The following is a 19,177-nucleotide window of genomic DNA, read 5'->3' as shown; positions in this document are numbered from 1 at the left end:
GCTCGTGCACGAACGGGCAACAGGACGGCACCGAGACCGGGGTCGACTGCGGGGGCACGTGCTCGAAGAAGTGCGACGGCGAGCCGTGCACGAAGGGCGAAGACTGCAAGAGCACGACGTGCAGCCCTCAAGGGACGTGCGCCCCGGCGGGCTCGAAGACGTGCGGTGTCGGTCTGCCGGTGACGTGCAAGAACGGCGAGCCCTGCGGCCAAGACAAGGACTGCGAGACGGACTACTGCCGCGCGCTCGCGTGTGCTGCGCCCCCTCCCACGGTGCACCAGGACGGGCGCCGCAACGCCGGCGAGACGGGGGTCGACTGCGGCGGCACGGCCAAGCCCGACAAGCTCTGCGGAGCGGGCGAAAAATGCGTCGACGGAACCGACTGCCTCTCGACCTGCACGAACGGAAAGTGCGACGCCCCGAGCCCGACCGACGCGAAGAAGAACAACGGCGAGACCGACGTCGACTGCGGCGGGCCGAACGCCCCGAAGTGCGCGGTGGGCAAGGCGTGCGTCGCGAACGGCGACTGCGGCCTCGACCAGTGTGACGCGAACAAGTGCGCGACGCCCACGGCGACCGACGACAAAAGAACGGCGGCGAGACCGACGTCGACTGCGGCGGAATGGGCACGTCGTTCGGCGGCGTCACGGTCCCACCCGCGCCGAAATGCGAGGCCGGGAAGACCTGCGGCGTCGACGGCGACTGCTCGAGCGGCGCTTGCGCGTTCAACAAGAAGTGCGTCGAGGGGCCGAGCTGCCGCAACCTGAACGGCGGCTACACGTGCGGCGCCAAAGAGGTCGGTCAGGCGGGCGTCGCGCACGAGAGCTGCTGCAAGACGCTCCCCGTGCCCGGCCTCACGATGATGCACGACGGCGTGCAGAAGCAGGTCTACGTCGACAAGTACGAGATCACCGCGGGCCGTATCCGCGAGTGGATCGCCGACATGCGCCGGATGTACGCCGGTGCGCCCAACATCAAGGCGTGGATCGACGCCAAGGTCGCGGCCGACGCGCTCGTCGCCAGCCAGATCACCGAGGCGAACCGCGTCTACCTGCCCATGCAGGACAACAACCAGATCACCTACATCGCTCCGGGCAACATCGACATCGGCCTGAACAGCCAGATCGGCCCGACGTCGTACTACCGCGGCTGGAGCACGGGCGGCACGAGCGGGTGTTACCTCGGCGCCGGCGGCTACGGGCACCGCACCTACTGGTTCGACGCGGCCCTCTCGGCGTCGTTCAACGAGGTCCCGCGCCCGCAGAGCCAGCAAGCGATCCTCGATCAGAAATCGATGAACTGCATGACCCCGGTCATGTTCGCGGCCTTCTGCGCGTGGGACGGCGGCTACCTCATCTCGCAGCAGGCGATCGCGGCGGCCTATGGCCCCGACGCGTGGCCGTGGGGCCCGTCGCCGTCGGCCGCCGAGGACCGTCAGACCATCCTCCCGATGTATGCAAACTACAACCCCGGCACGTCGGGCTTCAACGCCACGAAGACCCCGACGTATCTCTTCCCGGTGGTCAACTACGACACGTTCGCGAACGACCTCTCGCCGGTCATCGCGGCCCCGGGGCGCTTCCAGACGGACATCAGCCAGGTGAAGCCCATCGCGGGCTCCGACGAGTCGTGGATGGATCTCGGCGGCAACATGATCGAGTGGTCCAACAACAACGGGACGTTCCACGGCTGGACCGGCGCGTCGTTCGAGGGCCACATCTACCCGCGCGGCTGGACCGGGACGGTCGTGCCCGTCGACAAGTACGGCAAGGGCGGCGGGCGCTGCATGCGCCTCCGCTGAGCCTCTCGAGGGCAAAGCGAAACGGCCGGCACGCGGTGGGGCGTGACCGGCCGTTTTTTTGGCGCGCGCCATGTAACGAAGAGTGAGAGAAATCGTGGGACGCCCCCTTTTTTTTGCGCTGAAAATGCCCGCGGTACCATGAGACGCTTTTCGGTTGGGAGGCTCGATCGTCATGGCGCTTTCGCGGGTGCGTCGGTCGTTCGTGGGGAGTGCTCGGCGGGTGTTGCTTGCCGTCACGGCGGGGCTCGCGGTCGTGGCCTGCGGTGGTGTCCCCGAAGAGCCAACGCCAAAGGCCGCTCCGCCCGAGGCGCCTCGGGTCGCGCCCGTGAGCGGTGGTGCGTGCGGGAGCTCGGGAACACGCTGCTCCCTCGGAGCTCCGTGCCGGAGCGCCGCCGACTGCGAGAGCCTGCTCTGCCGCGGAGGGGTCTGCCGCGCGAGCGCGTGCGACGACGGGCAGCAAGGCGGGGACGAGACGGGCGTCGACTGCGGCGGGGCGTGCCCCACACGATGTGACGGCGAGCCCTGCACGCGTGGCGCGGACTGCCAGAGCGCGCTCTGCGGCGCGGCGGGCACGTGCCTGCCACGAGGAACGAAGACGTGCGGCGTCGGCACGCCGAGGACGTGCGCCGAAGGCGAGACCTGCGCGAACGATCGCGACTGCGGGACCGACTACTGTCGTGCGTTCGTGTGCAAAACGCCGCCGGCCTCGGCCCACGTCGACGGGCGTAGGAACGCCGGCGAGACGGGCGTCGACTGCGGCGGCTCCGCGGCTCCCGAACGCCAGTGTGGATCGGGGCAGAAGTGCCTCTCGTCGGACGATTGCCTCTCGACGTGCACGACCGGGCGATGCGACGCACCCGGTCCCAGCGACGGAAAACGGAACGCGGACGAGACCGACGTCGACTGTGGCGGCGCGACCGCGCCTGGGTGCGAGGTCGGGCTCCGCTGCACGAGCGGCGCGGACTGTGGGCTCGGGCTCTGCGACGCCGGGCTCTGCGGCGTGCCCACGGCGACGGACGGCAAGAAGAACGGCGCGGAGACGGACGTCGACTGCGGGGGAGAGACGCTCTCGTTCGGGGCCGTCGTCGTGCCCCCGGCGCCTCGGTGCGAGCTCGGCGCCGGCTGTGCCGTCGACGCCGACTGTGCGAGCGCCGTGTGCGCGAACGACAAGCGCTGCGTCGAGGCGCCGAGCTGCCGAGATCTCCACGGCGGTCGAACCTGCGGCTCGGGTGAGCTCGGGGACCCGCTCGCCTCGCACGAGAGCTGCTGCAAGACCCTCCCCGTGCCCGGGCTTACCCTCGAGCACGGTGGTGTCGTCAAGCAGGTCTATGTCGACAAGTACGAGATCACGGCCGGCCGTGTGCGCGCATGGGTGGAGGGCATTCGAGGCGCCTACGGTGGTGTGCCCAACGTGAAGGCGTGGATCATGGCGCGCGCGGCGGTGGACCCGCTGGTCGCGGCCCAGATCAAATGGACGAACTACGAGCTCCTCCCCGATCGGGATCGCGGCCAGATCGTCTACGTCCCGCCAGGCAACACCGACATGGGGCTCGATAGCCAGCTCGGCCCTACCTCGTACGTGCGCGGGTGGAGCACGACCGGGACGAGCGGCTGCGCGCACGTCGCCGGTGGTTACGGGCACCGCACCTACTACACCGACGCAGCCTTCGCCGCGTCGTTCAACGAGGTCCCACGGGATCCCACGATGAAGGACGTGCTCGACGAGAAGTCGATGAACTGCATGACCCCGATCATGTTCGCCGCCTTCTGCGCGTGGGACGGCGGCTACCTCGTCTCCCAAGAGGCGATCGCCGCCGCGTACGGGCCGCACAGGTGGCCGTGGGGAGCCGCGCCAGCCACCGTGGACGAGCGGATCGCGGAGCTCCACTTCTATACGAACTTCAACAACGGGACCTCGGGCTTCGGCGCGACCAAGGCGCCCACCTACCTCTTCCCCGTGCGCGACTACGCGACCTTCGCGAACGATCTCTCGCCCGTCATCGCGGCGCCGGGGCGCTTCGCGACGGACAAGAGCCTGGTTCGGCCGTTCGCTGGCTCGGACGAGTCGTGGATGGACCTCGGAGGGAACATGCTGGAGTGGTCGACCACCGCCGGCGAGTACTTCGGCTGGACCGGCAGCTCGTTCGAGGGGCACTACCAGTCGCGGAACTGGACGAACCCGGTCGTTCACATCGACAAGTACGGGAAGGCCGGCGCGCGTTGCATGCGCCTCCGTTGAGCTCGGCGCCGGGCTCGTGGTGCGACACGAGCCCGCGGACGAGACGGCCTCAGGGGCGCACGGCGATCGCGTCGATCTCGACCCGCGCCCCGCGAGGGAGCGCCGAGACCTGCACCGTGGCGCGCGCGGGCGCCACACCCGGAAAGCGCTTGGCGTAGGCGGCGTTCACCTCTTGGAAGTGACCGAGATCAATCAGATAAATGGTGGTCTTGGCGACGTGCTCGAACCCGAGCCCCGCGGCCTCGAGCACCGCGCGCAGGTTGTCGAGCACACGATCGGTCTCCTCGGTGATCGTGCCGGTCACGAGGGCGCCCGTCGTCGGGTCGAGGGGGATCTGGCCGCTCAAGAACACGAGGTTGTCGAAGCGGACGGCTTGCGAGTACGGGCCGATGGCGACGGGGGCGTGGGCGGAGACGATGGCTTCCATGAACGTCCTTTCGGTTTCGGCCGCGATGCTGTCCCGTCTGCCGCTCCGATTCAAGCGCCGGCGAATGGCGCTTGCGAACGACCGTGTCGCCGGGAGACGCTCCTCGCATGCTCCTCGCCGCTCACGTGCTCGTAGGCCTCGTCGCGCTCCTCCACGCGTACTTCCTCGTCCTCGAGATGTTCCTTTGGACGACGCCGTTCGGCCAGAAGACCTTCAAGCGCACGAAGGCCCAGCAAGAAGAGACGGCCGTGCTCGCCAAGAACCAGGGCCTTTACAACGGCTTCCTCTCGGCTGGTCTTGTCTGGAGCTTCGTGGCCGCGCCCGCGCTCGCCCAGCCCCTCCGGTACTTCTTCCTCGGCTGCGTCGTCGTAGCGGGCGTCTACGGCGCCATCACGGTGGACAAGAAGATCTTCGCCATCCAGGCGGCGCCCGCGCTGCTCGCGCTCTTGCTGGTCGCGCTGTCGTGAGCGCTCGTAGAGGCCGAACCGAATCCGGGAAAACGTCCCCGATTCGGGATCGAACGCGGGGCCTGTCGATTTCTGTTTGACAGTCGAAGCCGACCCCGGTAGGAAGTGCGTGTCTTCGACGTTGCGGGAATAACTCAGTGGTAGAGTGCCACCTTGCCAAGGTGGACGTCGAGGGTTCGAATCCCTTTTCCCGCTCCGAAATGCCTCATGGTCGGCGCGCCGTCTCGGGACGAGCGCGCCGTTTCTTTTTGGGCCCCCGATGCGCCGAACGCTCGTCGTCGCCGATGTCCATCTGACGAGACACACGCCGCTCGACGTGTCGCGCGATCTCGCGTCGTTCGTCGACGCCCACAGGGGAGCGCTGCTCTTCGTCGCGGGAGATCTGTTCGATCGCTCGGCCGAAGGGGAGCCGCTCCCGTCGTTCGACGAGGTGCTCGCGATTCACGGAGGTCTGCGCCAGGCGCTCGGCGCGCACCTCGACGCGGGCGGTGAGCTCCGGCTCGCGGCGGGCAACCACGACTCGGAGGTGGCGGCGCCGGGGTTCGTCGGCGAATTCGCAGACGCGATCGGCGTGACCTCGGCGTCGCGCGCGCGCATCACGGCGACGCCCTGGTTTTTTCGCGAGGGCGGCCTGCACGTCGAGCACGGGCACCTCTTCGACCCCGACAACGCGCCGGCGCATCCGCTCGTCCAGGGCGCGCCGAGCCTCGGGGTGCGCTTCGTCCACGACTTCATCGCCCCCACCGGCGCCTACGCTTATCTGAACCGCAACGCGAAGCTCCCTCTCGAGCTCTTCGTCGAGGCGTTCACCCGCTACGGGCTTCGGGGGCCGTACGTCGTGGCGACGTTCTTCCGCGCGGCGTTCGCGGCTCTTGCGGCCTCGGGCTCCCGCTACGATCTCGATGGAGAGCGCGCCGAAGGAGACGCGCTCCTCGAGGCCTTCGCCGTCTCGGCCGGCGTCTCCCCGAGCGACGTCCGCGCCGTGCTGTCGGAGGCCGATCCTCCTACGCTCTCGGACACCCGCAAGACCTTCGGGCGCCTCTACCTCGACAGGGTCGCGTCGACGCTCTCTCTCCTGGGCTCGCTCGGCCTCGCCGGGGCGGGCAAGGCCAAAGCGGCGCTCGTGCTCGGCGCGGTCGGCGCGGGCTCGATGCTCGCGAGCTGGGCCACGTCGTACGACCGGTACGCGGGCAAGGTCGTCGCGCGCCTCGCCGAAGGCGCCGAGCTCATCGCGCGCCACACCTCGGCCGATCTCGTCGTCTTCGGGCACGCGCATCACGCGGAGGTTCGTGGCTCCTACGCGAACCCCGGGAGCTTCGCCTTCTCGGAGGGTGACGGGCGCACCTTCCTCGAGCTCGACACACGCGGAGGCCGCCCGCGGGCCGAGCTTCGCTCCATGCCCAAGGGCGGCATGCCTCTCCGAACGCGTTGAATCGACTCGCGAAAACGGAGCTACCGCACCTTCTCCCACACGGCCTCGACGGCGAAGCCACGCCTCGACCCCTTGCCCGGCGGGTACGCGAGGGCGCGGGCCGGCGCGAGCAGACAGAGGAGCGCCGCGCCCGCCACGTCGCTTCCAGGGGAGAGCTTCGCGTCGGTCGCCGTCACGTGCCCTCGTTCGTCCAAGAGGACGACGAGGCGCCCCGCGCCAGGCGTGAGCGCGCCCTCGGTCTCGAGCTTCTGCGCGCACGCCTCGAAGCGATCGGCGAGCCGCTCGACCACCTCGTTGGCGTCGTGGGGATCGATCTCGCGGGCCTCGGCGAGCCCGATCGCCACGCGCTCTCTCCGTGCAACATGCACGTACCCGTCGAGCGCGGGCTTCGTGCTCGCGCCGGCGTCCGCGACCGCTGGCTCCTGTCCGCCGGGGCCGCGGGCGCTCGTCGAGGGCCGAGGGAGGGCGCTCGGCGGCACGTCGATCGACGGCTCGCAGCCGACCGCGAAGGCCACGAAGGCCCCCGCGGCGATCGCCACGAGGGCCTCCGGGGAGGGCCGAGAGAGGCGCAAAACGCGCCTCAGCCCGCGAGCAGGGTCTTTGCGATGACCATGCGCTGGATCTGGCTCGTGCCCTCGTAGATCTGGAGGATCTTGGCGTCGCGCATGAGCTTCTCGACCGGGTACTCCTTGGTGTAGCCGTTGCCGCCGAAGATCTGCACGGCGTCGATCGCCGTGGCCATGGCCGCGTCGCCGCCGAAGGCCTTCGAGCACGACGAGGTGAGCGGAGACACGCGCTTCTTGTCGAGCGCCCACGCGGCCTTGCGCACGAGGAGCTGCGTCGCCTCGATGCGGATCGCCATCTCGGCGAGCATGAACTGGATGGCCTGATGCTGCGCGATGGGCACGCCGAACGTCTTGCGCTCCTTCGCGTAGGCCACGCACTCGTCGAGGCAGCGGCGCATGAGGCCGACGGCGCTCGCGCCGATGTCGGGGCGGGTCGTGTTGAAGGTCTCCATGGCGAGCTTGAAGCCCTGGCCGGGGAGGGCGAGCATCTGCGACTTGTGCACCTTCACGTCCGTGAGGCTGAGGGTGCACGTGTCGCTCGCGCGCTGCCCGAGCTTGTCCTCGTGTTTGCCGACCTCGAAGCCGGGCGTGTCGCGGTCGATGATGAAGGCCGCGATGCCCTTGTGCTTCATGGCCGGATCTTGCGTCGCGAACACGACGAAGAAGCGCGCGTACATCGCGTTCGTGATCCACGCCTTCTGCCCGTTCAGCACGAAGTCGTCGCCGTGCTGCGCGTACCGGCACTGGAGGCCGGCCACGTCGCTGCCGGCGTTGGGCTCGCTCGTCGCGTAGCTCGCGCGGATGGGCTCGGCGGTGAGCATGCCGAGGTACTTCTTCTTCTGCTCTTCGCTGCCGCCGAGGATCACGGGCGTCGCCGCGAGCGTGTTCGCCGTGATGGCGGTCTGGATGCCGGTGCAGCCGTAGGCGAGCTCCTCGGTGAGCATCGTGTGCTCGAGCTCGCCCGCGCCGAGGCCGCCGTAGGCCTCGGGCACCGTCGCGTTCACGAGCCCCGCTTCCCACGCGCCCTCGAAGACGCCGGCCGGGAACTCGGCCTTTTTGTCGGCCTCTGCGGCGACGGGGATGATGCGCTCCTTCGCGAAGCGGCGCGCGGTGTCGATGAGGGCCTTTTGCTCGTCGGTCAGCTCGAAGTCGATCATGGCGCACGACGATAGCGAATCTTTTCGCGCGCGCGGAGTCCCTTCGTCGTCACGTTTCGAGAAGCGCGCGAGCCCGGCCCTTCACCCCGGCGGTCTCGCTTACTCGCGGGCGCGGCGCTTCTTCTTGTCGAGGTCGGCGCGCGCGGAGCGGGTGCCCATGACGAAGCCGATCACGATGCCGATCATCAGCACGCCCGGAATGAAGATGAAGTGCTCGGGCCCCGGGGTACCGATCCCCATGGCTCAGGCTTCCTTGGCGGCGAGGCCAGCCGCGGCGCTCTCCGTGCCTTTGTTCGCGCTCGCGCTCGCGTTCGCGTCGAGGCGCTCGGCCGCCCGATCGACCACCTTCTCGAGCTCGTCGAGGCGGGCGTGGAGCTGCGCCTGCTTGCGCCATTGCATGAGCAAAAAACCAAGCAAAAACAACCATATAGCCGCGTAGGCCTCGACGAGCAGGACCGAGCCGGAGTGTTGCTCTCCGCCCTCGACCGCCTGGAAGGTGGTGGCGCGATCCGAGGGGGCCTGGCTCTTCGCGGCGGGGGCGCTCGGCGGGAGGGAGGAAGGGGGAGGGCCGGGGGGCAGGTCGATGCGCATGTCAGGCTTCCGTGCGGTCGTCGAGACCGAGGTCGATGGCGTCTTCTTCGAGGCGGGCGAGGCGGCTCTCGGCGACGGCGACGCGGACGCGGGCCCAGAGCAAGGTGAGCGAGAGGAACGTGAAGCCGATCATGCCGAGCCAGAAGGCGAGCTTCATGTCGGGGTGCTGGAGCCCTCCGCCTTGGCTCGTGACCACGGTCGGGTGCTGGCCTCCCCACTTCTGGACGCTGAAGTGGATGATGGGCAGGTTCGCGGCGCCGAGGATGCCGAGCGCGGCGGCGAATTTGCGCTCGCCGGGCCCATCGCCCGCGAACGCGCGCAGGACGAGGTAGGCCACGTAGATGAGGAAGCTCAGCATGGCCGTCGTCAGGCGAGGGTCCCACGTCCAGTAGAAGCCCCACGCCTTGGCCGCCCAGAGCGGCCCGGTGACGAGCACGCACAAGCCGAAGACGACGCTCACCTCGGCCCCGGCGCGCGCCCACGCGTCGGCCTTGTCGGAGGGCTTCATGAGGTACGCCACCGAGCCGGCGAAACACGCCGTGGCGCCGAGGTACATGCTGTAGGCCGAGGGCACGTGGAAGTAGAAAATCTTCTGCACGATGCCCATCGTCTTCTCGGTGGGGGCCCGCAAGAACGCGACGTGGATCGTGCCGAGCACGAGCAGCGCGGAGATCGCGAGCAGCGCCGGGAAGAGGAGGCCCATGTCCGCGCGGCCTGCCTTCGCGGGCGGCGTGGGAGCGTTCTCGGAAGCCATGGGCGGCACTCTATCACGCGGGTCGTGGCGCGGGCGATCGCCGTGCGGCTCAGGCGCGCAGGAGCCCGCCGAGCTTGCGCCCCTTGGGGGACGGGTCGGTGTCGCGCAGGTGGACGAGGTTCGCGGCGTTGATCGCGACGTGGGCGAGGATCGGCCCCGCGAGGCTGCCCGTGAGCACGAAGAGGCCCCCGAACGCGAGCCCCATCACGGCCGCCCAAATGGCCCACACGAAGCGCGCGCGACCGGGGGCCTGATGGAGCGCGCCGAAGACGAGGCTCGAGAGGCCGAGGCCGACCGCGGGCACGAGCAACCCCCGAAAGAAGAGCTCCTCGCCGAGGCCGCTCGCTAGCGCCATGGCGACGAGCTGAGCGGTCGGGACGTCCTTCACGGCGGGGCGGAGCGTCTCGTGGAGGGCGCGGGCCCAGGCCCACGTTCGCACGAGCACACGCGACGCCGCGATCGTCCCCACGGCGAGCAGCGCCCCTAGGCCGAGCGACGTGGCCACGAGCGCGAAGGACCCGAGCGGCAGCGTCGGCGTCGTGATGAAGGGGCTCTTGCCCACGTACGCCCCGACGCCGAGAGAGAAGGCCGCGAGGCTCACGTAGGCGACCCCGACGAGCCGCGCGCGTTTCGCGGTGGACGATACGTCGCGTGGCCCTCGAGGCGCGAGCTCTACGCCGAGCCCGCGCCGTTCGGCCGTTCTCGAGCCCGGACCACGCATGCCCTCGGTCTCGCACGCCCATGGCACGTCCGCAAGTCGCGCGGGGCGGGCCCCCCCCGGCTCCCCCGCTGATCGTGCGCAAGTGTTTGATAAGTAATATGAATTTTGAGCCGTCGACCGGCCCGCGGCGTTCGTTCCAGGAGCGTGTGGCGCTCAAGGTGGGTCGCCGGTGACCGAAAACGCGTGTATGGTCTCGTACGGTCGGCTTTCCGATGGTCGCCCTCCCGAAAAGCGCCGCGCGCGCCTCGTCATGACCCAAATCCTCCTCGACCGCCCGCGGCTCCTCATCGTCGACGACGAAAAGTACATCCGCGACATCTTGGCCGACTTCCTCGGGATGGAAGGCTACCAGGTGCGGACCGCGGCCGATGGCGCGGCGGCTCTCACCGAGCTCCAGCAGGCCCACTACGACCTCATCATCAGCGACCTGAAGATGCCGCGTATGGGGGGCATCGAGCTGCTCGAGGCCGTGGGCACCGCCGCCCCGAACGCGCTCACGGTCATCATGACCGGCTTCGGGACCGTCGAGACCGCGATCGACGCCATGAAACGCGGCGCGTACGACTACATCCTGAAGCCCTTCAAGGTCGAAGAGGTCATCCACGTCGTCCAGCGGGGCCTCGAGAAGCAGCGCCTCGCCGCCGAGAACATGCGCCTCCGCGAGGCGCTCTCCCTCTACAAGGTGAGCGAGGCCATCAGCGCGAGCCTCTCGCTCGAGCAGGTGCTCGCCACGGTCGGAGACACCGCGCTGACCGAGCTCGACGCGGACAGCGTCTCGACCTGGCTCGACGACGGCGAAGGTGGCTTCTTCGAGCGTCAGCGCCTCTACGCCGCGCACCTCTCGGCCGAGACCCACGCCCGCATGGGCACCTTCGAGCCCGAGGCCTTCGCCGAGCACTTCTCGAAGGACACGATGCTGCTCGACCAGGGCACCATCGCGCACCGCTTCTTCAAGCGCGCCCCCGAGGAGCCCGCGTCGTCGATCCTCGCCGTCCCGCTCCGCATCAAGCAGCGGCTCATCGGCTGGGTGTGCCTCACGTCGTTCACGCGCACGCGCCGGTTCGACGAGGGCCAGCGGAAGCTCTTGTCGATCGTGGCGGCGCGCGCCGCAGCCGCCGTCGAAAATGCCCGTCTTTACGAAGACTTGCGGGCGACCTTCCAGCAGACCATCCAGGGCCTCGCCAAGGCGATCGACAAGATGGACCGCTACACGGCGGGCCACTCGGACCGGGTCGCGCTCTACAGCATGGTGCTCGCGAAGCGCCTGCAGATGGGCGTCGATCAGGTCGAGATCGTGCGGCAGAGCGCGCTCATGCACGACATCGGCAAGATCGGCTGCGTGATGAACCTCAACAAACCGGGGAAGCTCACGCAGGACGAGTACGAGATGTTCAAGAAACATCCGGGCTACGGGAAAGACATCCTCGAGCCCATCAAGTTCTTGAACCCGCTCATCCCGGGCGTTCACCTGCACCACGAGCGCTGGGACGGGCGCGGCTACCCGCTCGGCTTGAAGGGCCAAGACGTTCCCCTCATCGCGCGCATCGTCGCCGTGGCCGACACCTACGACGCCATGACGAGCGACCGCGCCTACCGCCGCGCGCTCCCGCACGAGGTCGCGCTGAACGAGATCGACCGCTGCTCCGGCACGCAGTTCGATCCCGAGGTGACCGACGCCTGGAACGAGGGCATCGAGGAGTTCCGCGAAGAGATGCGCGCGAAGGGCGAAGAGGTCCCCGAGTAGCGCGCGGTTGCAGAGGGCCGCGGAGACGCGGTACCACGGCCCATGCTCCAGGGCGCCCTCATCGGTCTCATCGTGGCCCTCGCGATGTTCTTCTGGCAGAAGCGCCAGGCCAAGCTCGGGACGGGCCTCGCCGGGGCCATCGAGGGCGCGCTCGTGCCCGGCGAGCCGCTCACGCTCGGCGAGATCGCGAGCCGCGTGGGGAAGGCGTCGTTCTTGGGGCGCGGTGAGGTCGCTCAGTCGCTGAACGCCCTCCACGCCGTCGGGAAGGTGCGGATCCACCCCGCGCCCGAAGGCACCCCGCAGCTCCAGAAGGTCGATCACATTCGTTACGAGCGCATCGCGTAGGGCCGCGCGCCGGGCGTGCGTCGGGCTCGCGTCGGAGTGCGCGAACGCGCGGGCGGCCACGCTCCGGCCCGTGCTCTGTGACAACCACGTGAAAATCCGAGGGGGAGGCGCCGCGCCCGTCGCGCTCGCCGCCGATTCGTGGAAGAGGACGCCCATGTTGGACGACGTTCTCCGCGAGTGCCTCACGTTCGACGACGTGCTCCTGGTCCCCGGCTACAGCGACGTGCTCCCGAAAGAGGTCGACACCCGCTCGTGGATGACCAAACGGGTCTCGCTCGCGGTCCCCATCGTCAGCGCGGCGATGGACTCGGTGACCGAGTCGCGGATGGCGATCGCCATGGCGCGCGAAGGTGGCATCGGCGTCATCCACAAGAACCTGTCGCCCGAGGATCAGGCCGCCGAGGTCGCGAGGGTCAAGAACGAGGATGCCGCGGCCTACCCGGCGTTCGCCACGAGAGACGCGGCGGGCCGTCTGCGTGTTGCGGCGGCGGTGGGGCCCGGCCCGGATCGCGACGCCCGCTGCGAGGCGCTCGTGGCGGCCGGCGTCGACGTGCTCGTGGTCGACACGGCGCACGGACACTCGCGTGGCGTGCTCGACGCGGTCACCTTCGTGAAGAAGCGCTTCCCGAGCGTCGACGTGATCGGCGGGAACATCGCCACGGCCGAGGCCACACGCGCGCTCGCCGAGGCGGGCGCGGACGCGGTGAAGGTCGGCATCGGGCCCGGAAGCATCTGCACGACCCGCGTCGTCGCCGGGGTGGGCGTGCCCCAGGTGTCGGCCATCGCCGATTGTTACAAAGAGGCAGAACGACACGGTATTTTCGTCGTCGCCGACGGGGGCATCAAGCTCTCGGGGGACGTGACCAAGGCCCTCGCGGCCGGCGCGCGCACGGTGATGATCGGCTCGCTCCTCGCGGGCACGGACGAGGCGCCGGGGGAGGTCGTGCTGCTCTCGGGGCACGCGTTCAAGAGCTACCGCGGCATGGGCTCGCTCGGCGCCATGCAGCGCGGCAGCAAGGATCGGTATGGACAGACCGGCACCGCCGACGAGAAGCTCGTCCCCGAGGGCATCGAGGGTCGTGTTCCCTACCGCGGGCACATCCAAGCGATCGTGCACCAGCTCGTGGGCGGCGTGCGCAGCGGCATGGGCTACGTGGGCGCGCGCACGGTCGACGAGCTCCGCGAGAAGAGCCGCTTCGTCCGTATGACCAACGCCGGCCTCCGCGAGAGCCACGTCCACGACGTGACGCTCACCGTCGAGGCGCCGAACTACCGCGGCTGACGCGTCTCCGCGGCCTCTCGAGCTTCGCGCACGATTTCCAGGTCTTTCCCGGCGCAGACCGGGGACGGACGCGCCCCCGCGAAGGCGTGGGCGGGCTCGGAGAATCCGGTTATCCTCGCCGGCCATGAGCGCCACGTCGTTCCCTTGCACCCACTGCGGCGCCCGCCTCGACGGCGTGCCCGGCCAGTCGATGTCGTGCCCGTACTGCCAGGCGCGGGTGCTCGTGCCGGACATGCGCGTCGTGAACCAGCTCGCCGATCAGTTCGTCGCGGGGCTGCCTCCCCAGGCGCGTACGCCTCAGGCGCGCGCCGCGGCCGTGGCGCAAATTCTGGCGTCGGCGGGCGGAGCTGTGGCCGCGGGCGGAGGCGCGTCCGGGTACTCCGACGAAGGCGACGACGAGCCCGGCGAGCAGGTGGGGTTCGCGCTCGATCCGCAGGTCGGCCCGATCGTCTTGCGGGTGAGCGCGCCCGTCGGTCAGCCGCCCGTGCTGCAAGGCTACGAGCTCCAGAACAAACGTGTGCTCTGGGAGGCGTTCAAGGGGCAGTCGTGGCTGTCGAACGTCGAGGCCTCGTCGTTCCGCGTGCACGGGCGCACGGTCTACCTCGCGAACCGCAGGAACCTCGTCGCCCTCGATCTGCTCTCCGGCCAGCAAAAATGGGGCGCGCAGCTCCCCGACGAGATCGCCCGCGTGCGCGGCCGCGGCGAAGAGCCGAGGCTCGTCGTGGAGGACGCCTTCCCGCCCGGGCAGCCCGGCGTCGTGGTCGTCAAGACCGACGATCACGTGCTCTCCGCGTTCGATCGCGACTCGGGTCGCCCGGTGCACCAGCGCACCTTCGGCAAAGACGCCTCCGACTTCACCGTGCAGCCCGTACCGAACGGCCAAGTGGTCGTCGTCACCTACGGCTTTCCGTACAACAAATGCGACGGCTTGAACCCCGCCTACCCGCAGCCGCTCTTCCACAACGGTGAGGGGGCCGACGGCGACTGGTCCACGGATCTCGGCGCCTGCACGCTCTTCGGGCGCACCGTGGTCACCCGCGTCGAGAGCTTCGGCCCCGAGGCCGACATGGACGGCGTGCTCTGCTTCGACGGCGTCACCGGTCAGCGGCACTTCTTCGTGCAAGCCGAGGACCTCGACGAGGACGTCCTCCCGGCCATGGCGGGCACGCGCGTCTTCTTCTCGCAGAACGACGGCGAGTCCATGTGGATCGGCCCCGAGGGGCGCGTGTTCCCGTCGCCCGCGCAGGGGTTCCGCATCAAGGCGTGGAAGGCCTGCGGTCCTTCGCTCTTCGTCCTGCTGGTCAAGTCGCGCGGCACCGAGGTGCGTCGCGTCGTCGGGCTCGACCCGATGTCACTCGCCATGAAGTTCGACTGCGGCATGATCGGCACCGAGCCCTCCGAGCTCGGGCCCGAGACCTTCCAGACCGACGGCCAAACGGTCGTCTACGTGACCTGCCCGAACGACGACGAGGGCGAGTGCGAGCTCGTCGCCGTCGACGCGCACACGGGCTCACGCATTTGGGCGAAGCCCATCGGGACCTACCTCTCCCACACGGTGAGCCACAACCACGTCATGGTTCGAAGTTATGGAAAGGTAAGGCTGATTTCGCTCCGGCAGGGCCAAGAGATCGCCGCCTACCCGTGAACCAAAGGGACGGCGAGGCGCGCGCGCTCAGCCGTTCGTCTGGGGCTCGGGCCGCGCCATCATGCGCTCGAGGAACGCGCGTGTGTCGCCTTCGCTCGCGAGGTGCGTCGCGACGCCGAACACGTCGCCGAAGTGTCGGACGGCTCCGCTTTTGGCGAGCTCCTCGACGCTCCCGTGAGCGACGCCGAGCTTCGCGAGCGAGGCCACGGCGTGCTGCGAGATGCCACACGGGACGATGTGCCCGAAGTGCGTGAGATCGGTGCTCACGTTGAACGCGAACCCGTGCATGGTGACCCAGCGCGAGAGCCTCACGCCGATCGCGCCGATCTTGCCGAGGCGCGCGTGCGGGCCGCGATCGAAGAGGGTGTCCTCGGCGCGGGCTTGATCGAACGTGGTCGGGTGATCCTCGAAGACCCAGGTGCCCACGAAGCCCTGGACGTACCCCGCCGCGATGCCGTGGTCGGACGCGAGCCGGATCATCACCTCCGCGAGGTCGCGCACGTACCTGCGCACGTCGCAGCGATCCGGGCGGAGGTCGACGATGGGGTAGGCCACGAGCTGGCCGTGGCCGTGGTAGGTCACGTCGCCGCCGCGGCCCGTCTCGGCGTAGTCGATGCCGAGCCGCGCGCGCGCCGCCTCGTCGACGAGCACGTTCGCCTCTTTGGCGCCGCGGCCCATCGTGATCACCGGGTCGTGCTCGAGGAGGAGCACGGTGTCGCCGATGGCGCCCTCGAGCCGGGCCTCGAGCACGCGTTTTTGCAGGTCGAGCGTCGCGGCGTAGGGGCGCCGGCCGAGCCAGTGAAAAGTAAACGACGAGTCCATGGGCATCTCCCGAGGCCGCTCGCGCACGCTCGTCGCCGCACGAGTCGGCCACACGAGAGGGGCCGAGGCACGGCTCACCTCGGTTCCAGTGGGCGCCCCCGACAAGGATCGAACTTGTGACCTTCGGTTTAGGAAACCGCTGCTCTATCCACTGAGCTACGGGGGCTTCGCGGGCGCGGAAAATCATGTAGACCGAGCGCCGCCCGCGCTCAAGCCCGGGAACGAAAAAAACGCGACGGCGCGCGGGAGGGGCTTCTCGGCGCGCGCTCCGTGTCCCACCATGCGGCCCGAGCCACACCCTCCGCTCGAGCCCCTCCGAGGACCCATGACCGCATCGATCGTGCTTCATTCGTACTGGCGTTCGTCGTGCTCGTACCGCGTCCGCCTCGGCCTGGGCGCGAAGGGGCTCGCGCACGACACGGTCACCGTGAACCTCCTCCAGGGCGAGCAGAATGGCGCCGAGTACCGCGCCATCTCGCCGACGGGCTACGTACCGACCCTCACGATCGACGGCCAGACCTTCGTCGAGTCGATGGCCATCCTCGAGCTCCTCGAGGAGCTCTACCCGAGCCCCGCGCTCTTGCCGGATACCCCCGAGCTCCGCGCTCACGTCCGTGGGCTGTGTCAGATCGTCGCGGCCGGAATCCAGCCCCTCCAGAACCTCAACGTCGTGCGAAAAGCGGCGCCGGACGCGGCCGGCCAGAAGGCTTGGATGCAGCACTTCATCGGCAAAGGGCTCGCCGCGTTCGAGGCGCGCTTGGCGTCGCTCGAGGCGCGAGGTGTGGCCCCGGGTCCCTTCGTGCTCGGTCCCTCCTTCGGGATGGCCGACTGCGTGCTCGTTCCCCAGGTGTACGCGGCCCTCCGCAACGACGTCGACCTCACGCCGATGCCGCGCATCCGCCGCGCGATCGAGGCCTCGAAGGACCTCCCGTTCGTGAAGGCCGCCCACCCGGACGCCCAGCCCGACGCCGTCAAGTAGGCCCCCGCCATGATCCCCGCCCTCGTCCAAGAGAAGCTCGACGCGCTCCCGCAGGTGAGCGGCGTCTACCTCTTCAAAGACAAGGCCGGGAAGGTCGTCTACGTCGGCAAAGCGAAGAGCCTAAGGTCCCGAGTTCGTTCGTATTTTCAAGAATCTACCGGAGACACTCGCTACTTCGTCCCGCTCCTCCATCGCACGGTGGGGGACCTCGACACGGTCGTCACGCAGACCGAAAAAGAAGCCGCGATCCTCGAGAACCTGCTCATCAAGCAGCACCGCCCGAGGTTCAACGTCAAGCTCCGGGACGACAAGGAGTACCCGTCGCTCAAGCTCGACCCGCGCGCCGAGTGGCCGAGGCTGCTCGTCGTGCGCACCCCCGCGAACGACGGCGCACGGTACTTCGGGCCTTACCACTCGGCCACGGCCGCGCGCCGCACCCTCGGCCTCGTGAACAAACACTTCCAGCTCCGGACCTGCACGGACACCGAGCTCCGCTCGCGCCGGCGACCGTGCCTACAGCACCAGATCAAGCGCTGCCCGGCCCCGTGTGTCTACGAGGTCGATACGGGGTTCTACGCCGAGCAGGTGCGCGCGGTGGCCCTCTTCCTCGAGGGGCGCCACGACGAGCTCACGCGCGAGCTCGACGCGCGCATGCGGCAGGCCGCGAAGGACATGCGCTTCGAGCTCGCGGCGGTCTACCGCGATCAGCTCCACGCCATCGAGAAGGTGCGCGAGGGACAGCGGGTCGTCACGGTGGAGACGGGCTCGCGGGACGTGCTCGGGCTCTACCGGGAGGGCGATCTCGCCGAGGTCGCGCTGCTCAAGATCCGCGACGGGAAGCTCTCCGACGTGGCCACGTTCGGCCTGAAGGGCGTCGAGATGCCCGACGAAGAGGTGGTCGCGGCCTTCCTGTCTCAACACTACGGTCGGGGCACGGACGCGGCCGCCGAGCTCTTCGCGGTGCCCGACGAGATCCTCGTGGGGTGCCTGCCCGATGGCGCGGCCGGCGTCGAGGAGTGGCTCGGGGAGCGGGCCAAGAAGGTCGTCCGCCTCGTGCGGCCGCAGCGCGGACCCAAGGTCGCCCTGCTCGAGATGGCGCAGGAGAACGCGAAGCACGCCTTCCACGAGAAGAAGCGGGCGTCCGACGACGTCCTCGAGCGCCTCGCGCAGATGCAAGCGAAGCTCCGTCTGCCCACGATCCCTCGGCGCATCGAGTGCTGCGACATCTCGCACCTCGGCGGCGGCGATACGGTCGGCGCGGTCGTCGCCATGAAAGACGGCGCGCCCGACAAGGCCCGCTACCGCACCTACCACGTGCGCACCGTCGGCAAAGAGGCCGATCCCGCGGGCACTCCCTCCGTCGGAGACGACTACGGCGCCATGTACGAGGTCCTCGCGCGCCGCTTCCGTCGTGGGCTCGTCGCGAGGGGAGAGGCGGAGGGCAGCCAAGACGGAACCGAAGACACGTCCGATCGGCCCGAGTGGGACCTCCCGGATCTCTTCGTCGTCGACGGTGGGCGTGGGCAGCTCGCCGTGGCGCTCGCCGCCTCGCGCGATCTCGGTCTCCACGATCTCCCGATCGTGGCGCTCGCCAAGGAGAAAGAGAACGTGATGGGCGAGACGCTCGTGGATCGCGTTTACCTCCCCGGGCAGAAGAACCCCATCGCCCTCCGCTCGCACTCGGCGTCGCTCTTCTTTCTGGCGCGTCTCCGGGACGAGGCGCACCGTTTCTCGAACCGCGGGCGCGAGAAGCTCGGCACCTCGCGCCGGATGCGCTCGACGCTCGACGACGTCAAAGGCCTCGGTCCGGTCACCAAAGCCGCACTCCTTCGCTCCCTCGGCTCCCTCGCCGCCGTCCGCGCGGCGACCGACGACGCCCTCCTCGCCGTGCCCGGGGTCAACCGTCGCCACGTGGCGGCCCTGCGGGACCACTTCGGGAGCGAGCCAACGCCGTTAGCGGACATGCCAACTCAGTTGGCACATGACGTCTCCAGTCCCGAAGAATAGGGCTCCAACCCGGCGTCTTGGATCTGGCGCGGTTCATGCTTCGGCTCTGCGGTGGGCGAAGCCGTCCCGACCTTCTCGACGCTCCCGGCGCGAGGCGGTCCCCGGAATTTCGGGCGGCCTCTTCCCTCGTTGACAGGGCTTTTCCGGTTCCGTTAAGGTTCCCGAGATTTTTCCGCGAGATTCAGCGGATTTCGGCCC

General features: G+C 69.3%; 18 protein-coding genes and 2 tRNA genes. 11 read left to right on the top strand and 9 right to left on the bottom strand.

Annotation, left to right across the window (positions count from 1 at the left end):
- The first annotated feature begins 622 nt into the window (after nt 1–622).
- Nucleotides 623–1,801: a hypothetical protein gene (locus tag IPK71_26005; protein ID MBK8217193.1), complete on the top strand. Its 1,179-nt coding sequence runs from the start codon at nt 623–625 to the stop codon at nt 1,799–1,801.
- Between the two features lie 172 nt (nt 1,802–1,973).
- Nucleotides 1,974–4,040: a hypothetical protein gene (locus IPK71_26000; GenBank protein MBK8217192.1), complete on the top strand. Its 2,067-nt coding sequence runs from the start codon at nt 1,974–1,976 to the stop codon at nt 4,038–4,040.
- A 49-nt stretch (nt 4,041–4,089) separates the two neighbouring features.
- On the opposite strand, the gene IPK71_25995 is transcribed toward IPK71_26000, so the two are convergent.
- Nucleotides 4,090–4,467, bottom strand: coding sequence for a RidA family protein (locus IPK71_25995; protein MBK8217191.1), 378 nt, complete (start codon nt 4,465–4,467; stop codon nt 4,090–4,092).
- A gap of 107 nt (nt 4,468–4,574) precedes the next feature.
- Between IPK71_25995 and IPK71_25990 the strand changes: the two genes are divergently transcribed.
- The 3 genes from IPK71_25990 to IPK71_25980 all read left to right on the top strand — a co-directional run bounded on the left by IPK71_25990 (nt 4,575) and on the right by IPK71_25980 (nt 6,366).
- Nucleotides 4,575–4,934, top strand: coding sequence for a DUF1304 domain-containing protein (locus IPK71_25990; GenBank protein ID MBK8217190.1), 360 nt, complete (start codon nt 4,575–4,577; stop codon nt 4,932–4,934).
- A 123-nt stretch (nt 4,935–5,057) separates the two neighbouring features.
- Nucleotides 5,058–5,129: transfer RNA gene (locus tag IPK71_25985), tRNA-Gly, on the top strand.
- A 64-nt stretch (nt 5,130–5,193) separates the two neighbouring features.
- Nucleotides 5,194–6,366 (top strand): metallophosphoesterase, encoded by a 1,173-nt coding sequence (locus IPK71_25980; GenBank protein ID MBK8217189.1) that lies wholly within the window; start codon nt 5,194–5,196, stop codon nt 6,364–6,366.
- Between the two features lie 20 nt (nt 6,367–6,386).
- Here IPK71_25980 and IPK71_25975 read toward each other — a convergent pair whose 3' ends face one another.
- From IPK71_25975 to IPK71_25950, 6 genes are all read right to left on the bottom strand, one after another.
- Nucleotides 6,387–6,938 (bottom strand): hypothetical protein, encoded by a 552-nt coding sequence (locus tag IPK71_25975; protein MBK8217188.1) that lies wholly within the window; start codon nt 6,936–6,938, stop codon nt 6,387–6,389.
- An 8-nt stretch (nt 6,939–6,946) separates the two neighbouring features.
- Nucleotides 6,947–8,089, bottom strand: coding sequence for an acyl-CoA dehydrogenase family protein (locus tag IPK71_25970; protein MBK8217187.1), 1,143 nt, complete (start codon nt 8,087–8,089; stop codon nt 6,947–6,949).
- Between the two features lie 99 nt (nt 8,090–8,188).
- Complete coding sequence (locus IPK71_25965) at nt 8,189–8,329, bottom strand: hypothetical protein (protein ID MBK8217186.1); 141 nt, start codon at nt 8,327–8,329, stop codon at nt 8,189–8,191.
- Between the two features lie 3 nt (nt 8,330–8,332).
- Nucleotides 8,333–8,680 (bottom strand): CcmD family protein, encoded by a 348-nt coding sequence (locus tag IPK71_25960; GenBank protein MBK8217185.1) that lies wholly within the window; start codon nt 8,678–8,680, stop codon nt 8,333–8,335.
- 1 nt (nt 8,681) lies between these two features.
- Nucleotides 8,682–9,434: a cytochrome c biogenesis protein CcsA gene (ccsA, locus tag IPK71_25955; GenBank protein ID MBK8217184.1), complete on the bottom strand. Its 753-nt coding sequence runs from the start codon at nt 9,432–9,434 to the stop codon at nt 8,682–8,684.
- 49 nt (nt 9,435–9,483) lie between these two features.
- Complete coding sequence (locus IPK71_25950; GenBank protein MBK8217183.1) at nt 9,484–10,155, bottom strand: CPBP family intramembrane metalloprotease; 672 nt, start codon at nt 10,153–10,155, stop codon at nt 9,484–9,486.
- 250 nt (nt 10,156–10,405) lie between these two features.
- Here IPK71_25950 and IPK71_25945 point away from each other — a divergent pair, with 250 nt between their 5' ends.
- The 4 genes from IPK71_25945 (at nt 10,406) to IPK71_25930 (ending at nt 15,171) form a co-directional block, all read left to right on the top strand.
- The gene (locus IPK71_25945) at nt 10,406–11,899 is read left to right on the top strand and encodes a response regulator (GenBank protein MBK8217182.1); all 1,494 of its coding nucleotides are present in this window, start codon (nt 10,406–10,408) and stop codon (nt 11,897–11,899) included.
- Between the two features lie 42 nt (nt 11,900–11,941).
- Nucleotides 11,942–12,244: a hypothetical protein gene (locus IPK71_25940; protein MBK8217181.1), complete on the top strand. Its 303-nt coding sequence runs from the start codon at nt 11,942–11,944 to the stop codon at nt 12,242–12,244.
- Nucleotides 12,245–12,398: 154 nt separating this feature from the next.
- Nucleotides 12,399–13,526 carry an IMP dehydrogenase gene (locus IPK71_25935; GenBank protein MBK8217180.1) on the top strand — a complete coding sequence of 376 codons (1,128 nt, stop codon included), beginning with the start codon at nt 12,399–12,401 and terminating at the stop codon, nt 13,524–13,526.
- 124 nt (nt 13,527–13,650) lie between these two features.
- Nucleotides 13,651–15,171, top strand: coding sequence for a PQQ-binding-like beta-propeller repeat protein (locus IPK71_25930; protein MBK8217179.1), 1,521 nt, complete (start codon nt 13,651–13,653; stop codon nt 15,169–15,171).
- Between the two features lie 27 nt (nt 15,172–15,198).
- Here IPK71_25930 and lipB read toward each other — a convergent pair whose 3' ends face one another.
- Nucleotides 15,199–15,999: a lipoyl(octanoyl) transferase LipB gene (lipB, locus tag IPK71_25925; protein ID MBK8217178.1), complete on the bottom strand. Its 801-nt coding sequence runs from the start codon at nt 15,997–15,999 to the stop codon at nt 15,199–15,201.
- An 87-nt stretch (nt 16,000–16,086) separates the two neighbouring features.
- A tRNA-Arg gene (locus IPK71_25920) sits at nt 16,087–16,159 on the bottom strand.
- A gap of 159 nt (nt 16,160–16,318) precedes the next feature.
- Here IPK71_25920 and maiA point away from each other — a divergent pair.
- Both maiA and uvrC read left to right on the top strand, forming a co-directional pair.
- Nucleotides 16,319–16,972 (top strand): maleylacetoacetate isomerase, encoded by a 654-nt coding sequence (maiA, locus tag IPK71_25915; GenBank protein MBK8217177.1) that lies wholly within the window; start codon nt 16,319–16,321, stop codon nt 16,970–16,972.
- 9 nt (nt 16,973–16,981) lie between these two features.
- Entirely contained in the window at nt 16,982–18,979 is a 1,998-nt protein-coding gene (gene uvrC, locus IPK71_25910) for an excinuclease ABC subunit UvrC (protein ID MBK8217176.1), read from the top strand.
- The last annotated feature ends 198 nt before the right edge of the window (nt 18,980–19,177 follow it).

This window comes from Myxococcales bacterium, from assembly GCA_016712525.1.
Lineage (GTDB): Bacteria > Myxococcota_A > Polyangia > Polyangiales > Polyangiaceae > JAAFHV01.
This window is presented reverse-complemented; position numbering and strand designations above follow the sequence as displayed.